17 protein-coding genes and 1 pseudogene are annotated in these 23,229 nt (G+C 34.6%); 13 read left to right on the top strand and 5 right to left on the bottom strand.

Annotation, left to right across the window (positions count from 1 at the left end; all coding sequences use genetic code 11):
• Positions 1 to 114: 114 nt before the first annotated feature.
• Both surE and VUJ46_RS14925 read left to right on the top strand, forming a co-directional pair.
• Complete coding sequence (gene surE, locus VUJ46_RS14920) at positions 115 to 885, top strand: 5'/3'-nucleotidase SurE (protein WP_326981527.1); 771 nt, start codon at positions 115 to 117, stop codon at positions 883 to 885.
• A gap of 427 nt (positions 886 to 1,312) precedes the next feature.
• The gene (locus VUJ46_RS14925; protein ID WP_326981528.1) at positions 1,313 to 2,350 is read left to right on the top strand and encodes a GMP reductase; all 1,038 of its coding nucleotides are present in this window, start codon (positions 1,313 to 1,315) and stop codon (positions 2,348 to 2,350) included.
• A 361-nt stretch (positions 2,351 to 2,711) separates the two neighbouring features.
• On the opposite strand, the gene fabG is transcribed toward VUJ46_RS14925, so the two are convergent.
• The 4 genes from fabG to VUJ46_RS14945 all read right to left on the bottom strand — a co-directional run bounded on the left by fabG (position 2,712) and on the right by VUJ46_RS14945 (position 7,341).
• On the bottom strand, positions 2,712 to 3,458 hold the full coding sequence (gene fabG / locus VUJ46_RS14930) for a 3-oxoacyl-[acyl-carrier-protein] reductase (RefSeq protein WP_326981529.1): 747 nt from the start codon (positions 3,456 to 3,458) through the stop codon (positions 2,712 to 2,714).
• Between the two features lie 173 nt (positions 3,459 to 3,631).
• Positions 3,632 to 5,128 (bottom strand): WG repeat-containing protein, encoded by a 1,497-nt coding sequence (locus tag VUJ46_RS14935; protein ID WP_326981530.1) that lies wholly within the window; start codon positions 5,126 to 5,128, stop codon positions 3,632 to 3,634.
• The gene (gene rsmI / locus VUJ46_RS14940) at positions 5,129 to 5,803 is read right to left on the bottom strand and encodes a 16S rRNA (cytidine(1402)-2'-O)-methyltransferase (protein ID WP_312389626.1); all 675 of its coding nucleotides are present in this window, start codon (positions 5,801 to 5,803) and stop codon (positions 5,129 to 5,131) included. It lies immediately after the preceding gene.
• Positions 5,804 to 5,811: 8 nt separating this feature from the next.
• Entirely contained in the window at positions 5,812 to 7,341 is a 1,530-nt protein-coding gene (locus VUJ46_RS14945; protein ID WP_326981531.1) for a hypothetical protein, read from the bottom strand.
• A gap of 60 nt (positions 7,342 to 7,401) precedes the next feature.
• On the opposite strand from VUJ46_RS14945, the gene VUJ46_RS14950 reads away from it, so the two are divergent.
• The 8 genes from VUJ46_RS14950 to VUJ46_RS14985 all read left to right on the top strand — a co-directional run bounded on the left by VUJ46_RS14950 (position 7,402) and on the right by VUJ46_RS14985 (position 16,736).
• The gene (locus VUJ46_RS14950; protein WP_326981532.1) at positions 7,402 to 7,992 is read left to right on the top strand and encodes a thymidine kinase; all 591 of its coding nucleotides are present in this window, start codon (positions 7,402 to 7,404) and stop codon (positions 7,990 to 7,992) included.
• Positions 7,993 to 8,046: 54 nt separating this feature from the next.
• On the top strand, positions 8,047 to 8,367 hold the full coding sequence (locus VUJ46_RS14955; RefSeq protein ID WP_326981533.1) for a hypothetical protein: 321 nt from the start codon (positions 8,047 to 8,049) through the stop codon (positions 8,365 to 8,367).
• Positions 8,368 to 8,443: 76 nt separating this feature from the next.
• Positions 8,444 to 8,650 (top strand): hypothetical protein, encoded by a 207-nt coding sequence (locus VUJ46_RS14960; protein WP_326981534.1) that lies wholly within the window; start codon positions 8,444 to 8,446, stop codon positions 8,648 to 8,650.
• Entirely contained in the window at positions 8,651 to 11,098 is a 2,448-nt protein-coding gene (locus tag VUJ46_RS14965; protein ID WP_326981535.1) for a bifunctional UDP-N-acetylmuramoyl-tripeptide:D-alanyl-D-alanine ligase/alanine racemase, read from the top strand.
• Positions 11,099 to 11,103: 5 nt separating this feature from the next.
• Positions 11,104 to 13,263, top strand: coding sequence for a patatin-like phospholipase family protein (locus VUJ46_RS14970; protein WP_326981536.1), 2,160 nt, complete (start codon positions 11,104 to 11,106; stop codon positions 13,261 to 13,263).
• A 7-nt stretch (positions 13,264 to 13,270) separates the two neighbouring features.
• Positions 13,271 to 13,678 (top strand): rRNA maturation RNase YbeY, encoded by a 408-nt coding sequence (gene ybeY, locus VUJ46_RS14975; RefSeq protein WP_326981537.1) that lies wholly within the window; start codon positions 13,271 to 13,273, stop codon positions 13,676 to 13,678.
• Between the two features lie 258 nt (positions 13,679 to 13,936).
• Positions 13,937 to 15,799 carry a tRNA uridine-5-carboxymethylaminomethyl(34) synthesis enzyme MnmG gene (mnmG, locus tag VUJ46_RS14980; RefSeq protein ID WP_326981538.1) on the top strand — a complete coding sequence of 621 codons (1,863 nt, stop codon included), beginning with the start codon at positions 13,937 to 13,939 and terminating at the stop codon, positions 15,797 to 15,799.
• A gap of 115 nt (positions 15,800 to 15,914) precedes the next feature.
• Entirely contained in the window at positions 15,915 to 16,736 is an 822-nt protein-coding gene (locus VUJ46_RS14985) for a class I SAM-dependent methyltransferase (RefSeq protein WP_326981539.1), read from the top strand.
• A 707-nt stretch (positions 16,737 to 17,443) separates the two neighbouring features.
• Here the strand turns inward: VUJ46_RS14985 and VUJ46_RS14990 are convergent.
• Complete coding sequence (locus tag VUJ46_RS14990; protein WP_326981540.1) at positions 17,444 to 18,634, bottom strand: phosphoglycerate kinase; 1,191 nt, start codon at positions 18,632 to 18,634, stop codon at positions 17,444 to 17,446.
• Positions 18,635 to 19,267: 633 nt separating this feature from the next.
• Here VUJ46_RS14990 and rpiB point away from each other — a divergent pair.
• From rpiB to rnr, 3 genes and pseudogenes are all read left to right on the top strand, one after another.
• On the top strand, positions 19,268 to 19,702 hold the full coding sequence (gene rpiB, locus VUJ46_RS14995; protein ID WP_326981541.1) for a ribose 5-phosphate isomerase B: 435 nt from the start codon (positions 19,268 to 19,270) through the stop codon (positions 19,700 to 19,702).
• 359 nt (positions 19,703 to 20,061) lie between these two features.
• Positions 20,062 to 20,394: pseudogene (locus tag VUJ46_RS15000) on the top strand (thrombospondin type 3 repeat-containing protein); the annotation flags it as partial.
• A gap of 652 nt (positions 20,395 to 21,046) precedes the next feature.
• Entirely contained in the window at positions 21,047 to 23,200 is a 2,154-nt protein-coding gene (gene rnr / locus VUJ46_RS15005) for a ribonuclease R (protein ID WP_326981542.1), read from the top strand.
• Positions 23,201 to 23,229: the final 29 nt, after the last annotated feature.

The following is a 23,229-nucleotide window of genomic DNA, read 5'->3' on the forward strand; positions in this document are numbered from 1 at the left end:
AAGGTCATTTATCTCTTTTTCGGTTAAGTTTAAAATGGATGTAAACGTACTTTCTAATTAAAATTTAAGTGTGAATACGAATAATTGTATATTTGTTACAATTAAATTATTTCTATGGAAAGACCACTTATTCTGGTAACAAATGACGACGGAATTACAGCACCCGGTATCAGAAATCTTGTCACGTTTATGAACGAAATCGGAGATGTAGTGGTGGTAGCACCCAACTCTCCACAAAGCGGTAAAGGTCATGCTATTACCATCAATTCTACCCTAAGTTACGAAGAAGTACAGCTTGAAGGGCCACAAACCGATTATTCATGCAGCGGAACCCCTGTAGACTGCGTAAAAATGGCTTTGGATAAAATTTTACCGAGAAGACCGGATATTGTCGTTTCAGGAATCAACCACGGAGCGAATTCTTCCATTAACGTGATCTATTCAGGAACAATGTCTGCCGCTGTGGAAGCAGGTGTAGAAAACCTTCCGGCGATCGGATTTTCTTTACTGGATTTTAGCTGGGAAGCAGATTTTACACAGGCTAAAGAGTATATTCAGAATATCGTAAGAAGAACTTTGGAGAAGCCAATGCCCAAAGGTATTGTTTTGAATGTAAATATCCCCAAGCTTCCGAAAGAAGACATCAAAGGAATTAAAGTCTGCAAACAGGCTCACGCAAAATGGGAAGAAAGCTTTGAGGAAAGACTAAGTCCACACGGTAAAAAATATTATTGGCTCACAGGCTATTTTAATAATATGGATGAATCTCCCGATGCTGATGAAACGGCTTTGGCGAATGGATATATTTCCATTGTTCCCGTAAAGTTTGATTTAACAGCTTACGAGTACATGAAAACTTTGGAAGAGGTAATGAACTTTGATTAACATTGAATATTGAGGCGTAACGTGGTTTACGCCTTATTTTTTTATTAAATGTCCTTTTGTCTTGAAACAAAAGAACGAAAAATTGCCTCCATAAAGTCGGCGAATGTTATTTCAAGACTTGGAATCTGAATGCTAAAAATTAAAATTTAATCCTAAAATTCCCAAAATTTGCGCGAATTGAAAGTTTGTTCTTCGATTTAAGATTTGTCTCGCGCTCAAACAGTGGGAATTTCTTAACGTATTAATTTTTAATTTTCTTAACGCTTCCGATGTCGATTTTGGATACGTTAAAAGTTTAAACTTAAAAAATCTGCGCAATCTGCAAAATCAGCGAGAGAATCTTTTATTAAACTTTTTATAAAATCCATTATTTTAAAACTTTCCTTAAATCTTTTTCATAATTTTAAGTAAAATAATTTTCCAAATTATGCGAATAGAATATGATATAAAGCTCGGATTTAAGGATGTAATGTTCCGTCCGAAACGTTCAACTCTGAAATCCCGTTCGGAGGTTGATCTTGAAAGAGAATTTACTTTTAAACATACTCAAAAAAAATGGAAAGGCACCCCGATTATCGCCGCCAATATGGATACGGTGGGGACTTTCGAAATGGCTGTAGAATTAGCCAAAGACAAAATCATCACTGCTGTACACAAACACTATACTCCCGAACAGTGGTCTGAGTTTTTAAACAGCCAACCGGAAGAAATTCATCAATATATCGCTTTAAGCACCGGAACCGGAAAAGCAGATGAAGAAAAAATAAGAATGATCCTCGAAAAGCATCCGAAAATAGAGTTTCTCTGCATCGATGTTGCCAATGGCTATTCTGAGCACTTCGTGGAGTTTGTGAAGAAGGCAAGAGCCAATTTTCCGGATAAAATTATCATCGCCGGCAATGTGGTTACAGGCGAAATGGTAGAAGAGCTGCTTTTGGTGGGTGCTGATATTATTAAAGTTGGGATTGGTCCCGGCTCTGTTTGTACGACACGCGTAAAAACAGGGGTTGGATATCCTCAACTTTCCGCTATTATAGAATGTTCTGACGCAGCCCATGGCTTGGGCGGTCACATCATTGCAGATGGGGGTTGTAAAGTTCCAGGAGATGTCGCAAAAGCCTTTGGTGGCGGAGCAGATTTTGTGATGTTAGGCGGAATGTTTGCCGGTCATGACGAAAGCGGCGGTGAGATCATTGAAGAAAATGGTAAAAAATTCCGTTCTTTTTATGGCATGAGTTCTAAAACAGCAATGGATAAACATTCCGGAGGCGTTGCAGAATACAGAGCTTCCGAAGGTAAAACTGTGAAAGTTCCTTACAAAGGGCCGGTTTCCGAGACCGTAAAAGATATTTTGGGCGGTGTTCGCTCTACCTGTACGTATGTTGGGGCTTCAAAACTAAAGGAATTGTCCAAAAGAACTACTTTTATTCGGGTTCAGGAACAGGAAAACCAGGTTTTCAATTAACGGTTGAAAGCTGTAGAGAGGCTGGAAGTCATAGAGTCAGTCTAAAAGATAAAGTACAGTTACATTTTTTTTGAAACCATTTTCATTATAATTATACTGTTTTCTTTTTGAATTTACCTTAATAAACCCTGAAAGGATTAAATATCAGTAGCGTCGGGTAAAACCCGATGAATACGTATTCAATGATGTTATAACCCCGCAGGGGTTGAATAATGCAAAGGAGATCTCAAAGATAAAATGGTATTAGGACTGCTAAAAATGATACGACAATCATAACATCGTCCCGCTTCCAACCTTATTAACATAAAAGCCGAATCGCAATGATTCGGCTTTCATTATATTTTAAAATTTTAATTCAAAATTAAGGCATCAGCATTCCTCCGTCCACATTTAATGTCTGACCGGTTATATAGGCAGACATATCACTGGCAAAGAATACACATGCATTAGCAATATCTTCAGGAGTTCCTCCTCTTTTCATCGGAATTCCGTCTCTCCAGTACTGCACCGTTTTCTCGTCCAGAGCAGCGGTCATTTCAGTTTCAATGAACCCAGGAGCAATTGCATTGCAACGGATATTTCTTGACCCTAATTCTAATGCCACAGATTTAGTAAATCCTAGTACTCCTGCTTTTGTTGCTGCATAGTTGGCCTGTCCTGCATTTCCTTTTAATCCCACAACAGAGCTCATATTGATAATAGATCCGGATTTAGCCTTCATCATTGGCTTAATAACGGCCTTTGTAAGGTTGAATACAGAATCCAGATTCACTTTAATAATTGTATCCCAGTCATCCTTAGACATTCTCAACAGCAGATTATCCTTTGTAATTCCTGCATTGTTCACTAAAATATCAATTTTACCGAACTCAGCCATGACATCATCCACTAATTTTTGAGCCGCATCAAAGTCCGATGCATCCGACTGATAACCTTTAATTTGAGTTACAGAACTTAAAGCCGCTTCTAATTCTTTCGCTTTGTCTACAGAACCTGCGTAAGTAAACGCCACTTTTGCTCCCTGCTGAGCAAAAATTTCAGCGATTCCTTTTCCGATTCCTCTTGTAGCTCCCGTAATTAGCGCTACTTTTCCTTCTAATAGTTTCATATTTCTTGACAATTATTTCTTTACAATTAGCTAGCCTTTTGAAAGTTGGCTAATTTATATTGTTTAATTTTTTCTAAATTAAACGGTGCGCAAAGATATTATAAATTGTTATTCAATACATTTTAAACCATTATTTTAGCAAAAATTTATGACTGTTTTTTATCATGTGTCAATTATTGAGGAACTTTTTCGCCTACAAGATCGGTAAAGAACAGATATTCCGACGTTTGTCCTGCTGTAAGTTTTATCCCCTGTTTATCGACAGAATAGGTATCGTAAATCACCTCTTTCAAAGGTTCATTTTCATAATTGGTAACTCCAAACTTATCTCCTTTTTTTACAACAATTTCATTTTCAGAGATAAAAGTGAAAATATCATCGTAAGTAAAGGGAACAATTTCCTTACCATTTTCGTCAAGAATTCCGAAAAGACCTTCGTTATTTTGAGCCACAATGGCAGGATAAACTGTTTCCGTATAATAAAATACTCCGTTTTCCTTTAATGAGATAATATTTTTCAGCTCTTCATACTGTTTTTCCTTTACAGAAAATCTATACAAAATACCAGCTTTTTTCAAAATAAGGGTATTCGGTAAAATTCTCTCAATCTGATAGCCAGGCTCCAGAACATCCTTCAGGTCTTTATCCAGAAATCTCTGCTCACTTCCTTTCGTTAAATACACAAAATTTTCGCCCGAAACCTTTACCCCCTCAATACTGTCATATTCTTTAGGAATCAGAATCTCTCCCTGAATATTTATAACAGCAACAGACGGACTTTTTAAGGTCTTTTGTGTCGTAAACATAGTATTAAACAAAGACTTTACGTAACTGAATTCTGTTGGAAAAAGCTGTTTTGCTTCTTTGGAAAATATACTTACTTTATCTTTTTTTATAAGATAAATATACCTTGTACCCAGAAAAATTTCATCATAAATATCTTCGGTCACCGGATTTTCTTCGGCATCAATAATTCCGTATTTTTTACTCTTGTTCTTCGTAATCAGAAAAGGATACGAGCCTATATTATCTACTTCATTATGAGTGATAGTGTTTAAAACTATACCATTATTATCTACAATTTCTCCCTGTTTCGGGCCGGTACTAATGTATACTCTGTTTTTATAGAAATAGAGATTTTTTTCAAATTTTTTATCCGAAACCTTCTCTCCATCGGCATTGTAAATATACCACCCGTCTTCATTTTTAACAAAAAAGCGGTTTTGTCCGGCAAATTTCACCTTTTCAGAATAAGGAATAACCTGTTTGCCATTGTAATCAAATACCCCCTCCTTACCTTCCTTGGCCGCAATAATTCTTTCGTTAATACTCCATGAAACATCAAGTTTTTGATTATCTAAAGGAATTAATTCTTTTCCTTTTCCATCAATCAGTGCCACTTGATCCTTTCTTTCTCCGTCTTTTATTTTTAAAATAAATCTATTTCTGAATAAATGTGAAATTTCATTTTTTTCAGGCGAATCAAAAGTAATCACTCCCAGGGAGTCTACAATGTTTGTTTTATCTGCTTCAGGATCAAGAATAAGCCCATAACCTTTAGAATAAGAACGTACTTCCTTACCCAGTTTTTTAGACAGCAGAATTTGTTTGTATTGATCCGTCTGTCCTAAACAAACCGACGAAACCAATACGAAAATTAACTTTTTCAATTAAATAGAATTATTTACGATGAGAACAATCTCGCCTTTTAAAGTTTTGCTTTTTGAAAATTCAATTAACTCATTGATTGTTCCTCGTTTAGTTTCTTCGAATTTTTTCGAAATTTCACGACTTAGGCTTACCTTGGTTTCTTCACCAAAGAATTCTTTGATCTGCTCCAACGTCGTATTGATCTTATGTGGACTTTCGTATAATACGATGGTCTTTTTCTCTTCTGCAAGCTGTTTTAGCTTCGTTTGCCTGCCTTTTTTCTGAGGTAAAAATCCCGCAAATAAAAATTCATTGTTAGGTAATCCTGAAACCACCAAAGCCGGAACAAAAGCTGTTGCTCCAGGTAAACAAATCATTTCAATATTATTATCAGAGCCCGCTTTTGAAAGCAAATAACCCGGATCTGAAATTCCGGGAGTTCCCGCATCGGTAATGATGGCAATATTCTGACCGTTTTTAAGGTCTGTGATCACCTTTTCCGTTGCCTGATGCTCATTGTGCAAATGATAAGATTTTAAAGGCTTAGAGATCTCGAAATGCTTCAAAAGAATTCCGGAAGTTCTCGTGTCTTCGCATAAAATATAGTCCACCTCTTTCAGTACATTCACCGCCCTGAAAGTCATATCTTCCAAGTTCCCGACCGGTGTGGGAACAAAATAAAGAATTCCGCTCAAAATTTAGTTTATAAAAATTTATTTTCTACCAATATCCAAAGTCTCTGTGCATATTCATCCACTTTATTCCACTTCCTTTCGTAGTAAAGATCGCTCAGATATTCTTTTGCTTCTTCAAGATTCTTAAATCTGTTCAAAACAGAAACAACATCATTCAGATCAGACTGGCTGCCTCCGAACAACATTTTTGAAAACGCAATTCTATCGTTCAGATCCAACTTAAATTCAGGTTTCGGTTTTGCCGCTTCCATAAATTGAGTCGGAATATTGGTCTTCAAAATACTTCCTGTTTCCTCTTTTATCACAGGTTCCTGCTTCTTCTCAACAGGAATTTCTCTTTCCAAAGGATCATCATCAAAAAGAGTCTGAACACCTTTTAATCCTTTGATATTGGCTAATTTTATTTTTCTCTCCTGATGATATTCGTCTGTATTTTCAAAACTTTCATCTGAAGGATGTTTTTCTTTTAATTCAGGTTCTGGCTTGTCGATTTCTACAATTTCACGTCTGATATTAGCCTCAGAACTGTAAGCTTCCTCCTGTTTTTCGTCTAACTGAGCTTCATTTTTAATTTCACTCAAAATATTTTCAACATTAGAAGTTTCAGACGCCATTTCCCCCTGACTGATATTGATGTTGGAAGCTACAAATTGCTCTTCCGTTTCTTCAATTAAAATTTCCTCTTCATCATCCACAATTTCCGGATCAAAAATACTCGGAATTGTTTCCGTAATTACTGAAGCTTCATTGAAAGTCTTTTCTTCTGATTTTACTTCCGGTTCAAAACTAAACTGAATTTTCTCTTCTTCCTGAAAATTATTCAGATTATTTCCCTGATTATCAGAAATTTCATTTTCTAATTCATCAATTTCATTCAGTTGATTATTAAAAATTGCTTCTTCTTCTGTTGTTTTTTGATTAAACATTTCTTCATGAATGTTTTCATCATTATCAGGTTCAGAATCAGCAAGAATTCTTTCTTCATCAACGAAATTCACATTAGTTTCAACATTTTCAGAAGGTTGATTTTCTTCAATTTCACTCAACTGATCATTAAAACTTTTTTCAGAATTAATATTTTGATTATCAATATCATTACGAGCAGTTTCAGCTGCTTGAAGCTCTTTATCTTCTTCAACAAAGTTTACAAAATTCTCGTGAAATTCATTCTCAACAATTTCATTCAGCTGATTATTAAAAATCGCTTCTTCTTCCTCATTTTCATCAATTTCGTTCAATTCATTATTGAAAATTGCTTCTTCTTCCGTTACTTCATTATTTTTTGAATCGTGAGAATCCAAATCATGAGCAGTGAAAGAAACATTTTCCTGATTTTCAAAAACCTGAGAAACGTTTTGCGGAATAAAATATTCGATATTTTTCTCCAGCAATCTCAAAAAAGAAATCCTGTTAGCAAGCTCATCCACAAGATCTTGCTTGGAAAGTAACTCGTCGACATTGTTTATTTTATCCAGATTATCAATGATATTCTTGGATTCAAAAAAAATTTTTTCCTTTAAATCTTGGATATTCTGCATATAAGAATCTTGTTAAAATTGCTTACTTTTGATGATAGAAATATACGGCTAATTTAACAAATGTTTTTAGAAAATACAATTAATCATTCCAAACAAAGCGGTTGGATGGAAGTTATTTGTGGCTCAATGTTTTCCGGAAAAACAGAAGAGCTTATCAGAAGGCTCAGAAGAGCAGAAATGGCGGGACAGAATGTAGAGATTTTTAAGCCTAAACTGGATATTCGATATTCGGAGGAGGATGTGGTGTCTCATAATCAAAATAAGATCCGAAGTACGGCAGTAGAAAATCCGAATGAAATTCTTTTGCTGGCTTCCAACTGTGATGTGGTTGCGATAGATGAAGCTCAGTTTTTCGATGAAAGTATTGTGGATGTGGCCAATCAATTAGCCAATAGCGGAATTCGTGTGGTAATCGCCGGACTGGATATGGACTTTTTAGGAAGGCCTTTCGGACCGATGCCCAATCTGATGGCCACTGCTGAGTATGTAACGAAAGTACACGCCATCTGCAGAAGAACCGGAAATCTGGCTAATTATTCAATGAGAACCTCCCAAGGAAAGGATCTTGTAGAACTCGGAGAAACAGAATCTTACGATGCGGTGAGCCGAAGGGTTTTTGTTGATGAAGTTTTGAATAAAAAAGAACTTTAGTATCAGATTTATTTTTAAATTTGTTTATAATTTAATAGTAAAAACTATCAAAAAATGATATTAGAAATCAAAAATTATATAAAGATCAGCAATTCTATTGATGAGATTTTGAAAAATTCGCCCTTCAAAATGAAATATATCATTGAGAAAAGCGGGATTTCTGAACCTACATTTTTTAGAAAGATGAAAGAGAAAAAATTTCTTCCTGAGGAATTGTTGAAGATTGCGGAGATTATTGAGCCGGAAAAATCTCTTTTAAATTCATTGGAAGAAGCTGAAAGCGATTTTGAGAATGACATTTATTATTCTCATGATGATGTTATGAAAATTTCCGAAGAACGTTTCTTAAAGAAATATGGAAATAAGGTGGTCTAAATTTGCACTCCAGGATTTGGAGCAAATAGAGGATTATATCGGGAATAGATTTACCTTTAGAGAATATCAAAACTTTATGAATATACTAAATCATAAAATAGGATTGATTCTCGACAAAAAAGTAGGATTTCAAAAGCTGGAAAAATTTCCTGATTATCACAAGCTTTTGATTACCGAACAAACAACTCTAATCTACCGATTAGAATCAAAATATCTGAAAATATTCCGTTTATATAATAATTATCAAGACGAAGACAAAAAATTTATAATAGACGATTTATAAATGAACTATACAGTAGAAGACATTGCCAGAATCACCAATGCGAATATCATTGGCGACAAAGAATTAGTTATCAAAAACATCGCTTTTGACAGCCGGATTATTTATTCTACGAAAAATGCGGCTTTTATTGCCATCAATACCCATAAAAATTCGGGTGAAAAATTCATTGAAGCGGCTATTGACAGAGGTATAAATGTCATTATTTCCGAGCATCATTTTCCTCAGTTTGAAAATATAACGTGGATTATTGTTGAAAATTCTGTGGAGTTTCTTCAAAAATTAGCTAAATATCATTTCGAAAATTCACATTTAAAATCTATCGGAATTACAGGAAGTAACGGAAAAACGATCTTAAAAGAATGGTTGTACCAATGTCTTTGGAATGAATTTTCGACCGTGAAAAGTCCGAAAAGTTTCAATTCTCAGATTGGTCTTCCCCTTTCTTTGCTTCAGATAAATGATTCTCATCAACTGGGAATTTTCGAAGTCGGAATTTCCGAGCCTCATGAAATGGAAAAACTTGAACATATTTTCCATCCTCAAATTGGTTTGCTGACTCACATCGGAACTGCCCATCTTGCCAACTTCAAATCGGAAGAAGAATTGATTGATGAAAAAATCAAACTATTCAAAAATTCCGAAGTTGTCATTTATAACGGTGACAATTCTACAGTGGACAAAAAAATTAAAAATTTATATTCAGATAAAAAACTAATTTCTTACGGATTTAAAAATCACAATCATGTTTTCTTTAAAAATAATATTTCGAAAAATGAAGATGTTATTGTGCAATATTTTGATGAAGAAATCACTTTTCCTGTTCATCAGAGAGACGAAGCGACATTAACTAATGCTCTGGCGCTTGTAACCATCTTAAAGGAACTGGGAGTCAAAAATAAAAAGATCGTTGAAAAAATCAACGCTCTGAAGGCCGTTGAAATGAGACTTGAAGCCATCGAAGGAATTAAGAGCAATATTGTCATCAATGATTCTTTTAATCTTGACCTCGATTCTTTGAAAACTGCTCTTCAATTTCTTAATGAATATAATAAGCCGAAGAAATCTTTGGTCTTAACAGATATCGTCGGCGTCAATTCAAATTCAAAAGAATTGTATGAAGAAGTTTCTGATTTGGTAAACGAACAAAAATTTGATTCTGTTTTCTTAATCGGGAATGAAATATCAAATTTTAGTGAATTATTTAAAGCTAAAACATTTACTTTTATTGATACGAAAGAATTAATTGAAAGTAAACATCTTACCGAACTCGAAAATCAGATCATTCTTTTAAAAGGAGCCAGAAAGTTTGAAATCGAAAGGCTTAAAGATATCCTTGAACTTAGAAAACATGATACCGTTTTAGAAATCAATCTCAACGCGATTCTTCATAACATCAATTATCATAAATCTTTGCTTAAACCAACCACAAAAATGATGGCAATGGTAAAAGCAAATTCTTACGGATTAGGAAGTTATGAAATTTCAGAATTTCTACAGCATCATCATATTGATTATTTAGGCGTTGCTTTTGTTGATGAAGGCGTTGAACTCCGAAAAAAAGGTATTACGGTTCCTATCGTTGTGATGAATCCTGAACAGCATAGTTACGAAACCGTTATTCAATATAATTTAGAACCGGAAATTTACAGTTTCCGAGTATTGGAATTGTTTTATGAAGCCGTTCAGAAATCGGGTTACGATAAAAAATATCCTGTTCATATCAAATTGGAGACAGGAATGCACAGGCTTGGTTTTAAAGGTTTTGAATTAGATCAATTGAGTGAAACCTTAAATACCATGAATGTAAAAGTTCAAAGTATTTTCAGCCATCTTTCGTCTTCAGATATACCGGAAGAAAAAGAATTTACTTTACATCAACTGGAAACATTTGAAAAAAATTCAAGCCATTTGATCGAAAAATTAGGCTACACTCCTATCCGACATATTTTGAATTCCTCAGGAATTACAAGCTATACCAATCATCAGTATGATATGGTAAGAATCGGTATCGGAATGCTAGGGGAATCACAAAACAGTGAAATACAAAAACAATTACGATCTGTTGTAAGCTTTAAAACCGTAATTTCACAAATCTCTTTAGTAGAAAACGGAGAATCTGTGGGTTACAGCAGAAGATTTAAAGCAGATCATAATACAAAAATTGCCACTATTCCCGTTGGATATGCAGACGGAATTCCAAGGTTGATTGGAAATCAGGTTGGAAATGTTGGCGTAAATAAAACCTTAGCTCCTATTGTTGGAAGCATTTGCATGGATATGATGATGATTAACGTCGATCATATTCCGAATGTAAAAGAAGGCGATACCGTAACCGTTTTTAATGCAAAACCAAGTTTAAAAGAATTCGCAGACTACTGCAAAACGATAACCTATGAAGTATTAACTTCCATTTCGCCCCGTGTGAAACGGATCTATATAAAAGATTAACACCTATGAGAAAACTCCTGACTCTATTATTTGTATTTCAATTGCTTTTGATCCATGCTCAGGTAAAGAAGGATTTAGTGATTCCAAAAAATCCTAAAATCGGCCTCTCCCTGGCCGGTGGCGGTGCTAAAGGATTTTCTCATGTCGGAGTACTTAAAGTATTGGATTCTTTAGGAGTAAAGGTAGATTATATTGCCGGAACGAGTATGGGTGCCATCGTGGGCGGTCTGTATGCTTCAGGATATTCAGGAAAGGAGATTGAAAAAATTGTGATGGATACCGATTTCTATTCCTTAATTATGGATCCGAAATCTAAAAGACAGGAAACTACTTTTTTCAATAAATCTGTTGATAAATATCTTTTATCGATTCCGCTTCAAAACGGAAAAATCACACTACCCTCTTCCATCAGTTCGGGACAGAAAAATGTTTATCTCTTAAAAGAATTATTTAAGAATGTTTCGAATATAAATGATTTTTCAAAACTTCCGATTCCTTTCATGTGTGTAGCTACAAATCTTGAAAGTGGCAATATGGAAATTTTTGAAAAAGGAGATTTGGTGCAATCCATCATGGCAAGTTCTGCATTTCCTTCTTTAATGGATCCCGTTAAAATTGGAGACAGCATTTATATCGATGGCGCGATGACGGTAAATTATCCTTCCAAACCATTAAAAGATAAAGGCATCGATATTGTCATAGGTGTTGATCTTAATCAGGACCTTTCAAAAAGAGAAGATCTGAACAATATTATTTCGATCCTGAATCAGGTCATCGATTTTGGAATTAAAAAAGATACCCGCAGACAGTATAAATATACCGACATTAATATAAAACCCAATCTAAAAGGGATGACCGCCACAAGCTACGATGATAAGAAGAAAATCCTCGACAGTGGTTATGCTGAAGGTTTAAAATATATGAAGACATTAGATGAACTGCCTAAGAGACCTTTTGACCGCATCAGACAGCGCATAAACCCCATCTATTCCAATGTCTATAAGATAGACAGTATTGCAATAGACGGAGGGAAAATTTACGGAAAAAACTATATTTTAGGGAAAATGGGACTTCGTCTTCCTTCTCTTCAGACCTACGGAAGTATTAATAAAAAAATAGATAAGCTGATTGCTACAAACAATTACCGGTTTATTAATTATGATATTATCTCAGACCATGAGGGTAATTATCTGAAGCTTTATGTCACAGAAGATGAGGCCAGGCATTTCCTAAAATTCGGTTTACATTATGATGAAATATTTAAAACCGGGTTGCTTCTCAATTACTCTGCCAAGCGACTTCTATTTAAAAATACCAATCTTTCCCTCGATGTGGTTGTAGGAGATAAACCAAGGTATTATTTAAATTATTTTATTGATAATGGATACATTCCGGGATTTGGGATCTACTCTTCCGGAATGGGATTCGATCTGAGAAATGACAATAATCAAACCTACGAATCGTGGAAATGGTTCAGAAATGAGGCCTACATTCAATCCATCTGGAGAGATAAATTTGCGATAGGAGGCGGAATCAGTCACGATTATTTTGAATCAGACATCAATGGTGAAAGCAGAAGATACAGCCGCTTTCTGAATCCCTATGTATTTCTAAAGAGTGATACCCAGAATGACAGGGATTTCCCCACTAAAGGAATCTATTTTTCTGCGGAAGGAAAAGTAGTGGATCTGTTAAGCTCTGAGGTTGAAAAAAGGCCGGTTCAGATTAAGGCAGATATCAGAATTAACATTCCGTTATCCAGACAATTTACCTACAGACTCAACCTGTATGGCGGCGTTACACTCGGTGATGAACTGCCCAACTATTATAGATATAAGCTGGGCGGAATTCTTGAACAAAATCTGGTCAATTTCAGAACTTTTGGAGGTTTTTATTTTGCTCAGCTCAACACCAATAATGTTGTTCTGATCTCTAATGATCTTCAGTTCAAATTTAACAAAAACTACTTTCTAAGCGGGAACTTTTCCTTTGCCAATCTCTCAGACGATATTACTTTTGAAGACGCAGCTAAGTTAAATTACAGTTCCCTTGGAATGACAGCAGGATATAAATCTCCGTTTGGACAGATCAGAATCAACTTCAGTCACTCACTAAAAAATAATCAAAAAGGTATATTCAGTGTTATTTTAGGACACTGGTTTTAATAAAAATATGATACAGTTCTTTTACGAAAACTTACCGGATACGGTAAATACAGAATACAAAAAATGGCTGGAAGACATCATTCTTTCAGAAGAAAAAAAGTTGGGCGAGATCAATTATATTTTCTGCGATGATGAATATTTATTGAAGGTAAATCAGGATTATTTACAGCATGATTACTATACAGATATCATCACTTTTGACTATGTAAAAGGAAAGACTATAAGCGGAGAGATTTTTGTATCTTTGCAGCGGATTTCCGATAACGCTTCTACTCTATCCCGAGAATACGAAGAAGAATTAAGAAGGGTTCTGGCCCACGGTATTCTTCATCTCTCCGGATACAAAGATAAAACCGAGGAAGAAGAAAAGTTGATGCGAAGTAAAGAAGATCATTATTTAGCAAAATACGAATAAAGAAATTGGAGATTCAGAGACAGAGAAATTATTACATTTCAAAACCTCTAAATCTCTATTTTTTTTGGAGCTATTTCCCGCTCTCCGCACTCGCTGTTTTCTTTTTTTTTCAAAAAGAAAACGAGCTCAAACAATTGCTGCGATCGGGGCTAGATAAAGCACATTAAAAGAGATTTTAGACCATAAAATTTACAAATGTTTCACGTGAAACATTTGTAAATTAAATTAAAAATTAAGGCTTAAAACAAGCAATAAAAAATGATTTCAGAAATATATGATGTAATCGTAGTAGGTGCCGGTCACGCAGGATGTGAGGCAGCCGCTGCAGCCGCAAACTTAGGCTCAAGAACGCTGCTCGTTACGATGAATATGCAAACTATCGGACAGATGAGTTGCAACCCCGCGATGGGAGGAATCGCCAAAGGACAGATCGTAAGAGAGATCGATGCAATGGGTGGTTATTCAGGAATTGTGGCAGATAAATCAGCGATACAGTTCAAGATGCTTAACCTTTCAAAAGGTCCTGCAATGTGGTCTCCAAGAACACAAAATGACAGAATGCTTTTCGCAGAAGAATGGCGTCTTGCATTAGAAAATACACCTAACCTTGATTTCTTCCAGGATATGGTAAAGCAGCTTATTATCGAAAATGGTAAAGCTGTCGGTGTAGTCACTTCTTTAGGAATAGAGATAAGATCCAACTCTGTAGTTCTTACAAATGGTACTTTCTTAAATGGTTTGATCCACGTTGGAGATAAGCAATTGGGAGGTGGAAGAATGGGTGAACCGAGAGCTTTTGGAATCACAGAGCAATTGGTTTCTTTAGGTTTTGAAGCAGGAAGAATGAAGACCGGTACCCCACCCCGCGTAGACGGAAGAAGTCTTGATTATTCCAAAATGGAAGAACAGAAAGGCGATGAAAATCCTCAAAAGTTCAGCTATCTTGACACTCCGAAATTGACAAAACAATTAAGCTGTCATATCGTTTATACCAATGAAACAGTACACGATATTTTACGTGAAGGATTCGACAGAAGTCCAATGTTTAATGGTACGATTCAAAGTTTAGGACCAAGGTATTGTCCAAGTATTGAAGATAAGATCAATCGTTTTGCAGAGAGAAACAGGCACCAGTTATTTGTAGAACCTGAAGGCTGGAAAACCGTGGAAATCTACGTTAACGGATTCAGCTCTTCTCTTCCGGAGGATGTTCAGATCAAAGCAATGAAACATATTCCGGGATTTGAGAATGTAAAAGTTTTCCGCCCCGGCTATGCGATTGAATATGATTACTTCCCTCCTACCCAACTAAAGCATACCTTAGAGACAAAATTGATCGATAATTTATACTTTGCCGGGCAGATTAACGGAACAACAGGATATGAAGAAGCAGCAGGACAAGGGTTGATTGCTGGGATTAACGCTCACAATAAAGTACACGAAAAAGACGAATTTATTTTAAACAGAGATGAAGCCTATATTGGTGTTTTAGTAGACGATTTGATTACGAAAGGTACAGAAGAACCTTACAGAATGTTTACTTCAAGAGCAGAATACAGACTTCTTTTGAGACAGGATAATGCAGATATCAGACTTACCCAAAGAGCTTTTGATCTAGGTTTAGCGAAAGAAGACCGATTAAAAAGAGTTGAAGAGAAAGTATCTAAAAGTCAGGAACTTGAGTCCTTTTTACGAGAAACTTCTTTAAAGCCAGGAGTAATTAACCCAATTTTAGAAACCATTGAAAGCAGTCCTGTGGATCAGGCTTACAGAGCCGCTCAGATCCTGACAAGACCTAATATGACGTTGGAAAAACTGGATGAAATTGATTTTATCAAAGAATTTTCTTCTAGTTATGACGACGAAATAAGAGAACAGGCTGAAGTAAATATTAAATACAAAGGCTATATCGAAAAGGAAAAAGAAAATGTTGCCAAGCTAAATCGTTTGGAAAATATTAAAATTCCTGAAGATTTTGATTATAAAGCGATATCCAGTCTTTCTGCAGAAGCCAAACAGAAGATGTCCAATGTAAGACCAAAAACGATAGCCCAAGCCGGAAGAATCAGTGGGGTTTCTCCCGCAGATATTAATGTTTTATTGGTCTATTTAGGAAGATAAATTTAAAATGTTTCACGTGAAACATTGCTAAAAACAACAATTAAAATTAAGATATTTATGAGTTTGATTTGAATTCTGAATATCTTAATTTTTTATATAGAAATAAACAAATTCAATGAAAATAAAAGATCATTTTCTTTCACAGGAAATATTTGAAATTAAAGAAACAGATACTAAAGGAGTTTTCAAGACCTCCCCTATTCCACCGAATATTTCAAAATATTACGAAAGTGAAGATTATATTTCCCATCATCAGGATTCAGGAAGTTTAAAAGAAAAGCTTTATAAATTTTTACAGTCATTCAATTTACAGTATAAAAAAACGATACTTTTAGACAGAATAAAAAAAGGTTCAAGAGTATTAGACTATGGTTGTGGCGCAGGAGAATTTGTAAAATATATAGAAAATGACTTTGAAACATTCGGATTTGAACCGGATGCTGATGCAAGAAAAGCTGCTCAGAATAAAATTTCAAAAGCAACAATTCTGGATAATATTAATCTTATTGAAGATCACAGTTTAGATGCTATTACCTTATGGCATGTATTTGAGCATGTAGAAAATCAGGATGAGATGCTTGAGATCTTTAATAGAAAATTAAAAGAAAAAGGATTGCTTATTATTGCTGTTCCCAATCCAACTTCTTACGATGCAAAACACTATAAAGAATATTGGGCTGCTTATGATGTACCGAGACACATCTACCATTTTTCTAAAAAAGGAATGGAAAACTTAATTTCTAAGAAGCCCAACTGGAAAATGAGAAAAATAAAACCCTTGATTCTCGATTCCTATTATATCTCTATGTTGAGCGAAAAATATAAAAAATCACCACTTTTTTGGCTAAAAGCGACGATCTACGGAACGATTTCTAACATAAAAGCCCTTTTTTCTAGCGAATTTTCAAGTTTGATATACATTATCGAAAAAAAATAGAAAATCGATTTTTAAGCCATTTCTGGAGGTCAGTTTTCGCTATTTTGATCAAAAATCTACAAACTCGGGAACTTTCTCGAGTTTTTTTTATTCTGTAGAACTCCCCTACTCCGTCCATAATTCTGTGTAGAAAAATAAAAGAATAGAAAATCTATCGTCGTTTATTTAAATTTGTTAATAAAAAGTGGATAAGTACATTTTTCTCGCTAAACTTTCAAAAATAACAAAATCGAAAATATTTTAAGCTTTCAAAAAAGTAGAAAAACAGAGATAGATGATTTTATATTTATCTTCAAGCGTAAGAAAAATATTCTAAAAAGAAATCTAATAAATGATTTTAAAAATTTTGATATTATATTATAATACAAATTAAAAATCAATTCTAAAAAATTGAACTGCAAAAAAATTAAAAGATAATTTTTGCTGCCAAGAATATACGAATGAAAATTTGATCATTCTATTTCCGATATACTTTTCTTTTCACATTTAAATCGTAGGTAAGAAATTACATGATTGTCAAAATCTAAATAAGCAATAAAAAATAAGAAACTACAATAAATCATCACATAGAAAAAAAATTAAGATCAAATCAGCTGTCGTAAAAAAATGTAAGATTTTATTAATGATATAAAATTTTCAAAAAATAAAATCACAAAAAAAGTCTGCCAAAAATTTCAGCAGACTTAATTTTTATAATTTCAAAAAAATTACTTATTTATCGCAGCAACTCCCGGAAGTTCCAAACCTTCCAAACTTTCCAGCATGGCTCCCCCACCGGTAGAAACATAACTTACTTTTTCTGCATAACCGAATTGTTTTACAAAAGCAACACTATCCCCTCCACCAACTAAAGAGAAAGCTCCTTGTCTTGTTGCTTCAGCAATACTCTCACCAAGAGCAACCGTTCCTGCTGAGAAATTAGACATTTCGAAAACACCAATCGGACCGTTCCACAGAATCGTTCTTGAATTCAATAATACATCATTGAACTGATCTCTCGATTTTGGACCAGCATCCAATCCCATCCATCCTTCCGGAATGGCATAAATATCTTCTTCTCTTCTTTCAGAATCATTGCTGAAAGTCTCAGTAATAATAGTATCTGAAGGAAGATATACTTTTACATTATGTTCTTTAGCTTTTCCTAAAATTTCAAGAGCTAAAGGCAATTTGTCTTCTTCCACCAATGAAGTTCCGATCTTACCGCCTAGAGCTTTAATAAATGTGAAAGCCATTCCACCACCGATGATTAAATTATCAATCGCAGGAAGTATATTTTCTATAATGGTGATTTTAGTTGAAACTTTGGAGCCACCGAGAATAGCTGTTACAGGCCTTTCACCATTTTTCAATACTTTATCAATTGCCTGAAGTTCTTTACCCATCAATAAACCGAAAAATTTAGTTGAAGGAAAGAATTTAGCAATTACAGCTGTAGAAGCATGTGCTCTATGCGCTGTACCAAAAGCATCATTCACATAAGCATCTGCTAATTGAGAAAGTTGCTCAGCAAAAGCTTCATCACCTTTTTCTTCTTCATTATGAAAACGAAGATTTTCCAATAAAAGAATTTCACCCGCTTTAAGCTCAGCAGCTGCCTGTTGAGCCTTCTCCCCTACACATTCATCCACAAACTTCACTTCCTGTCCTAAAACATCAGAAACTTCGGTTAGAATGTGTTTCAGTGAGAATTCATCTTTCACCTCTCCTTTTGGTCTTCCCAGGTGAGCCATTAAGATTACAGAACCACCGTCCTTAAGAATCTTGTCTACGGTAGGTTTCACAGCCGCAATTCTCGTGTTGTCTGTCACTTTCAGCTGATCATCCTGCGGAACATTGAAATCCACTCTTACAAGAGCTTTCTTTTCATTAAAATTGAAATCATTGATTGTTTTCATATGTACATCTTATTTTTTCTTCGTGATCCGTAATCAACCATGGAAAGCATTACAAAAATTTCGGCCAGGTCGATTTCATAATGATCATAGAATTTTCGTTTCACAAATGTAAGATTTTAAAATTCTCAATAAGCTGCAACCCTTTAAAAGTTTTCAAAAAGTTTCCCCCACTCAACTCATTCAATAATCAACATAATTTCTTTCTCTTTAAAAAAAAGAAAATGATATTGTTGTTAAGTATTGTTAGTTTAGGGGATAAGTTTTAGGTTTAATTTTGATAACAAAAGATTGTGACTGATTTCACAACTTATCTACAATGTAAAATACTGTATATAGAGCTATTACCATACTTATTCACAAATGTTGATAATTTTCTGAAATTCCTATCATTAATAACTATTCTATGGAAAAGCTAACAATTACTCTCAGAAAACTTTTTCAAAATTGTGGGGAAAAAATTTGGAGCTGATTTCCATTACAAATTTTTCCAATGTTACGAAACATTTACTTTCAAACATTTTTCCACACTTACTAACATTACATTTCACAATTAATACCCAAAAATTTAAGACTTATCCACATTATACTTACATTTGTGAGGAAATAAATCTAAACAGGCTTAATACAAGAATTATGAAAAGAAAAATTGCTATTGCCGCTGACCATGCAGGTTACGAGTATAAGGAGATTGTTAAGAACTATCTTTCGGAAAGGTTTGAAGTTCAGGATTTTGGAACGTTTTCCACAGACAGTGTGGATTATCCGGACTTTGTACACCCTGCTGCAACATCTGTTGAGAATGGAGAAAATGAATTGGGGATTTTACTTTGCGGAAGTGGAAATGGTGTTCAGATCACGGCGAACAAGCATCAGAAGATTCGTTGTGCACTTTGCTGGATGCCCGAGATTGCAGTACTGGCGAGACAACATAACGATGCCAATATGATTTCTATCCCGGCAAGGTTTATATCTAAGGAAATGGCCATGGAAATTGCAGACAAATTTCTTTCCACAGATTTTGAAGGCGGAAGACATCAGAACAGAGTAGACAAAATAGCATTTTGTTAAAGTATAAAGGCTTGTAAATCACATTACAAGCCTTATTTATTTTTTAATTTGTATCTTTGCCACGTCCAATAGATTTTACCAATCTATTCTTCTCCCATTTAACCTATGTAAATAGTAAAACATATTTAATAAAAGGTTTTTCTCCATTCTTCTCCATATTTGTATTAAATTTATACAAAACTAAAATTTCCGTTGTAATAGTTGGAAGGAAAATTGATGCTAATTATTAGATATTAATGAGAATAAAGTTATCTGTAATACTGTTGTTTGTATTAAGTTGTTTCCAAGCCCAGGAAATAGTAGATAAAAATGCTTTTAAAAAATGTTTAAAAGAAAATAGCAGAAGAATTTGTTTATCAGACAAAGATAAAGACGGAGTTCCTTTTTATTTAGATATTTGCTCGGAAGTTCCAGGTTTACCAGAATTTAATGGTTGTCCGGATACTGACGGTGACGGGATACCTGATAAAGATGATCGATGTGCTGATGTTTCAGGACCTTCAGAAAATCAAGGTTGCCCTTGGCCCGACAGTGATGGTGATGGTATTCGGGATATAGATGATGCTTGTCCGAACAATATTGGTCCGACTGAAAACCATGGTTGCCCTTGGCCAGATACTGATGGTGATGGGGTTTTAGATAAAGATGATGCATGTCCCACAGTCCCAGGTTCGGCTAAATATAATGGTTGCTATCAAAAAGATTGTGATAAAGAGATTATTGAGGAAAAGGAAAGAATTAGTAAATTTAAAGAAGATTCTAAAAATGTTGATTATAATAAATTGACAGATGAGATATTAAAAAGTATTGATAAAAAAAGTATTGATAATGATAATTTATTGGTTAGTACTCAATTTGTTTTATACATTGAAGCAGGAGGTTGTAGTTTTATAAAAAACCAAAGTCCTATGTATAATAACAGCAATATTTGGTCTTTGGAAGCGCTCAAAAAAATATCAGTATTGTTAAATAAGAATATAATTATTGCCGGAACTTCTCAAAGTGTACATTCTTCAAAAATGGGTCTTGAAGGTGTATACGGTTATGGTTTAAAAAAAATTGTAAATGTTAATTATCATGATCAAAAAATAGCTTTACAGGCAATTAAGTATTTTAAAGAGATACCTAAAGATTTAAAGAACTATGGAATGCTGATGATTAGCTTTAAAAATGAATTAGGAAATATTGTAAAAACAGAAATTTCTTATTTCATGATTAAAAATGCTTCACCAATTAATGTAAAAACATATAATATTACCTATCAATATGTAAATGATAATTGGAATATTATCGAAAAAGGATAATCTAAATATGAAGATTATTTTAAATTAAAAATAAATTAAAATGCCAAAAAAAAGAAAATATATAAGTCAAAAAAATGATCATAAACTGATGGAGATCGGAAGATTGATCCTGCGTTTTATGAACGAAAATTCTACGAAGATCTATAATTACAAACAGATCTCGGATGGAATTGATTATAAAAACCCAAGACAGAGAGAGCTGGTGATTCAGGCTTTGCATAAACTTCAGGCTTCTGAAAGAATCAAAGAAACTGAAAAAGGAAAATATATTATCAACCTTAATATAAAAGGAACATTAACCGGTGTGATTGATTTTAATCAATCCGGAAATGCTTATGTAAAAGTGGAAGGTTTAGAAAATGATGTATTTATTCATTCCAAAAACGTAAAAGATGCGTTGCAGGGCGATAAAGTTTTAATCGTAACCTATACTTATAAAGGTAAAAAGCTGGAAGGTTCGGTTTTGGAAGTTTTGGAAAGAACAAGAACGGAATTTGTAGGAACTCTTCAGGTTGTTACTCATAAAGATTTTGGGTTTGTGGTGTGTGATAAAAAGACAATCAATACTGATATTTTTATTCCAAAAGGGAAATTCGGAGGTGCCGAAGATGGTGATAAAGTCATTGTAAAGATGACAGAATGGAAGCCGGGAGATAAAAATCCTGAAGGTGAAATTATTCAGGTTTTGGGTGCTCCGGGAGAACACGAAACGGAAATTCACTCTATTCTGGCTGAATACGGTTTGCCTTATCAATTCCCTGAAGAAGTGGAAAGAGATGCTGATAAAATTGATAGAAGTATCAACGATGAAGAAGTGGCAAAACGTTGGGATATGCGTGGAATTACTACTTTTACCATTGACCCTAAAGATGCTAAAGATTTTGATGATGCCTTATCGATCAGACAATTAGAAAACGGAAACTGGGAAATCGGCGTTCATATTGCAGATGTTTCGCATTATGTTGTTCCGGGAACGATTTTAGATGATGAAGCGTATCAAAGAGCAACGTCAGTATATCTTGTAGATCGTGTTGTACCCATGCTTCCGGAGGTTTTGAGTAATGATGTATGTTCGCTTCGTCCGCATGAAGATAAGTTCACGTTCTCGGCAGTTTTTGAATTGAATGATCAGGCTGAAATCCAAAAACAATGGTTTGGAAGAACGGTTATTCATTCCGACAGAAGGTTTACCTACGAGGAAGCTCAGGAAAGAATTGAAGGACAGGATGGAGATTACAAAGAAGAAATTTTAGTTTTGGATAAACTGGCGAAAATCATGCGTCAGAAAAGAATTAAAGATGGAGCGATTACTTTTGACCGAAGTGAAGTTCGATTCAATTTAGATGAAAACAATCAGCCGATCGGAGTTTATTTTAAAATCAGTAAAGATTCCAACCATTTGATTGAAGAATTCATGCTTTTGGCAAATAAAAAAGTGTCTGAATTTGTTTCATTAAATAAAAAAGGAGGAATCAGTGATAATACCTTTATTTATAGAGTTCACGATGATCCGGATCCTGCGAAATTAGAATCTTTGAGAGATTTTGTTTCAACTTTCGGATATAAAATGGATCTTGCCAATACCAAAAAAGTGGCGGAATCTTTAAACAGATTATTGCATGACGTAAAAGGTAAAGGCGAAGAAAATATGATTGAAACCTTAGCAATGAGAAGCATGAGTAAAGCGGTTTATTCTACAGAACCGATCGGTCACTACGGTCTTGGTTTTGATTATTACAGCCACTTCACCTCTCCTATCCGTCGTTATCCGGATTTAATTGCGCACAGATTGTTGCAACATTATCTGGACGGTGGAAAATCTCCGAGCAGACCTGAATTGGAAGAGAAAGCAAAACATTGCAGTTCAATGGAAAGATTGGCCGCTGATGCGGAAAGAGATTCCATTAAGTACATGCAGGTGAAATTCATGGAAAAACATTTGGGAGAAACTTTCAATGGCGTAATTTCCGGAGTTGCAGAATTCGGTTTCTGGGTTGAAATTCCTGAAAACGGTGCCGAAGGTTTGATTAAGTTGAGAGATCTTGTAGACGATTCTTATACGTATGATGCCAAAACTCACGCAGTATACGGATCCAGACACGGAAAAAGATATCAGTTGGGAGATCAGGTTCAGATAAAAGTGGTAAAAGCAAACTTGATTCAAAAACAGTTGGATTTCAAGATAGTTGATTAATTAAAACATAAAGTTTACTTTTGTATAAA

Source organism: Chryseobacterium sp. MYb264 (genome assembly GCF_035974275.1).
GTDB lineage: Bacteria > Bacteroidota > Bacteroidia > Flavobacteriales > Weeksellaceae > Chryseobacterium.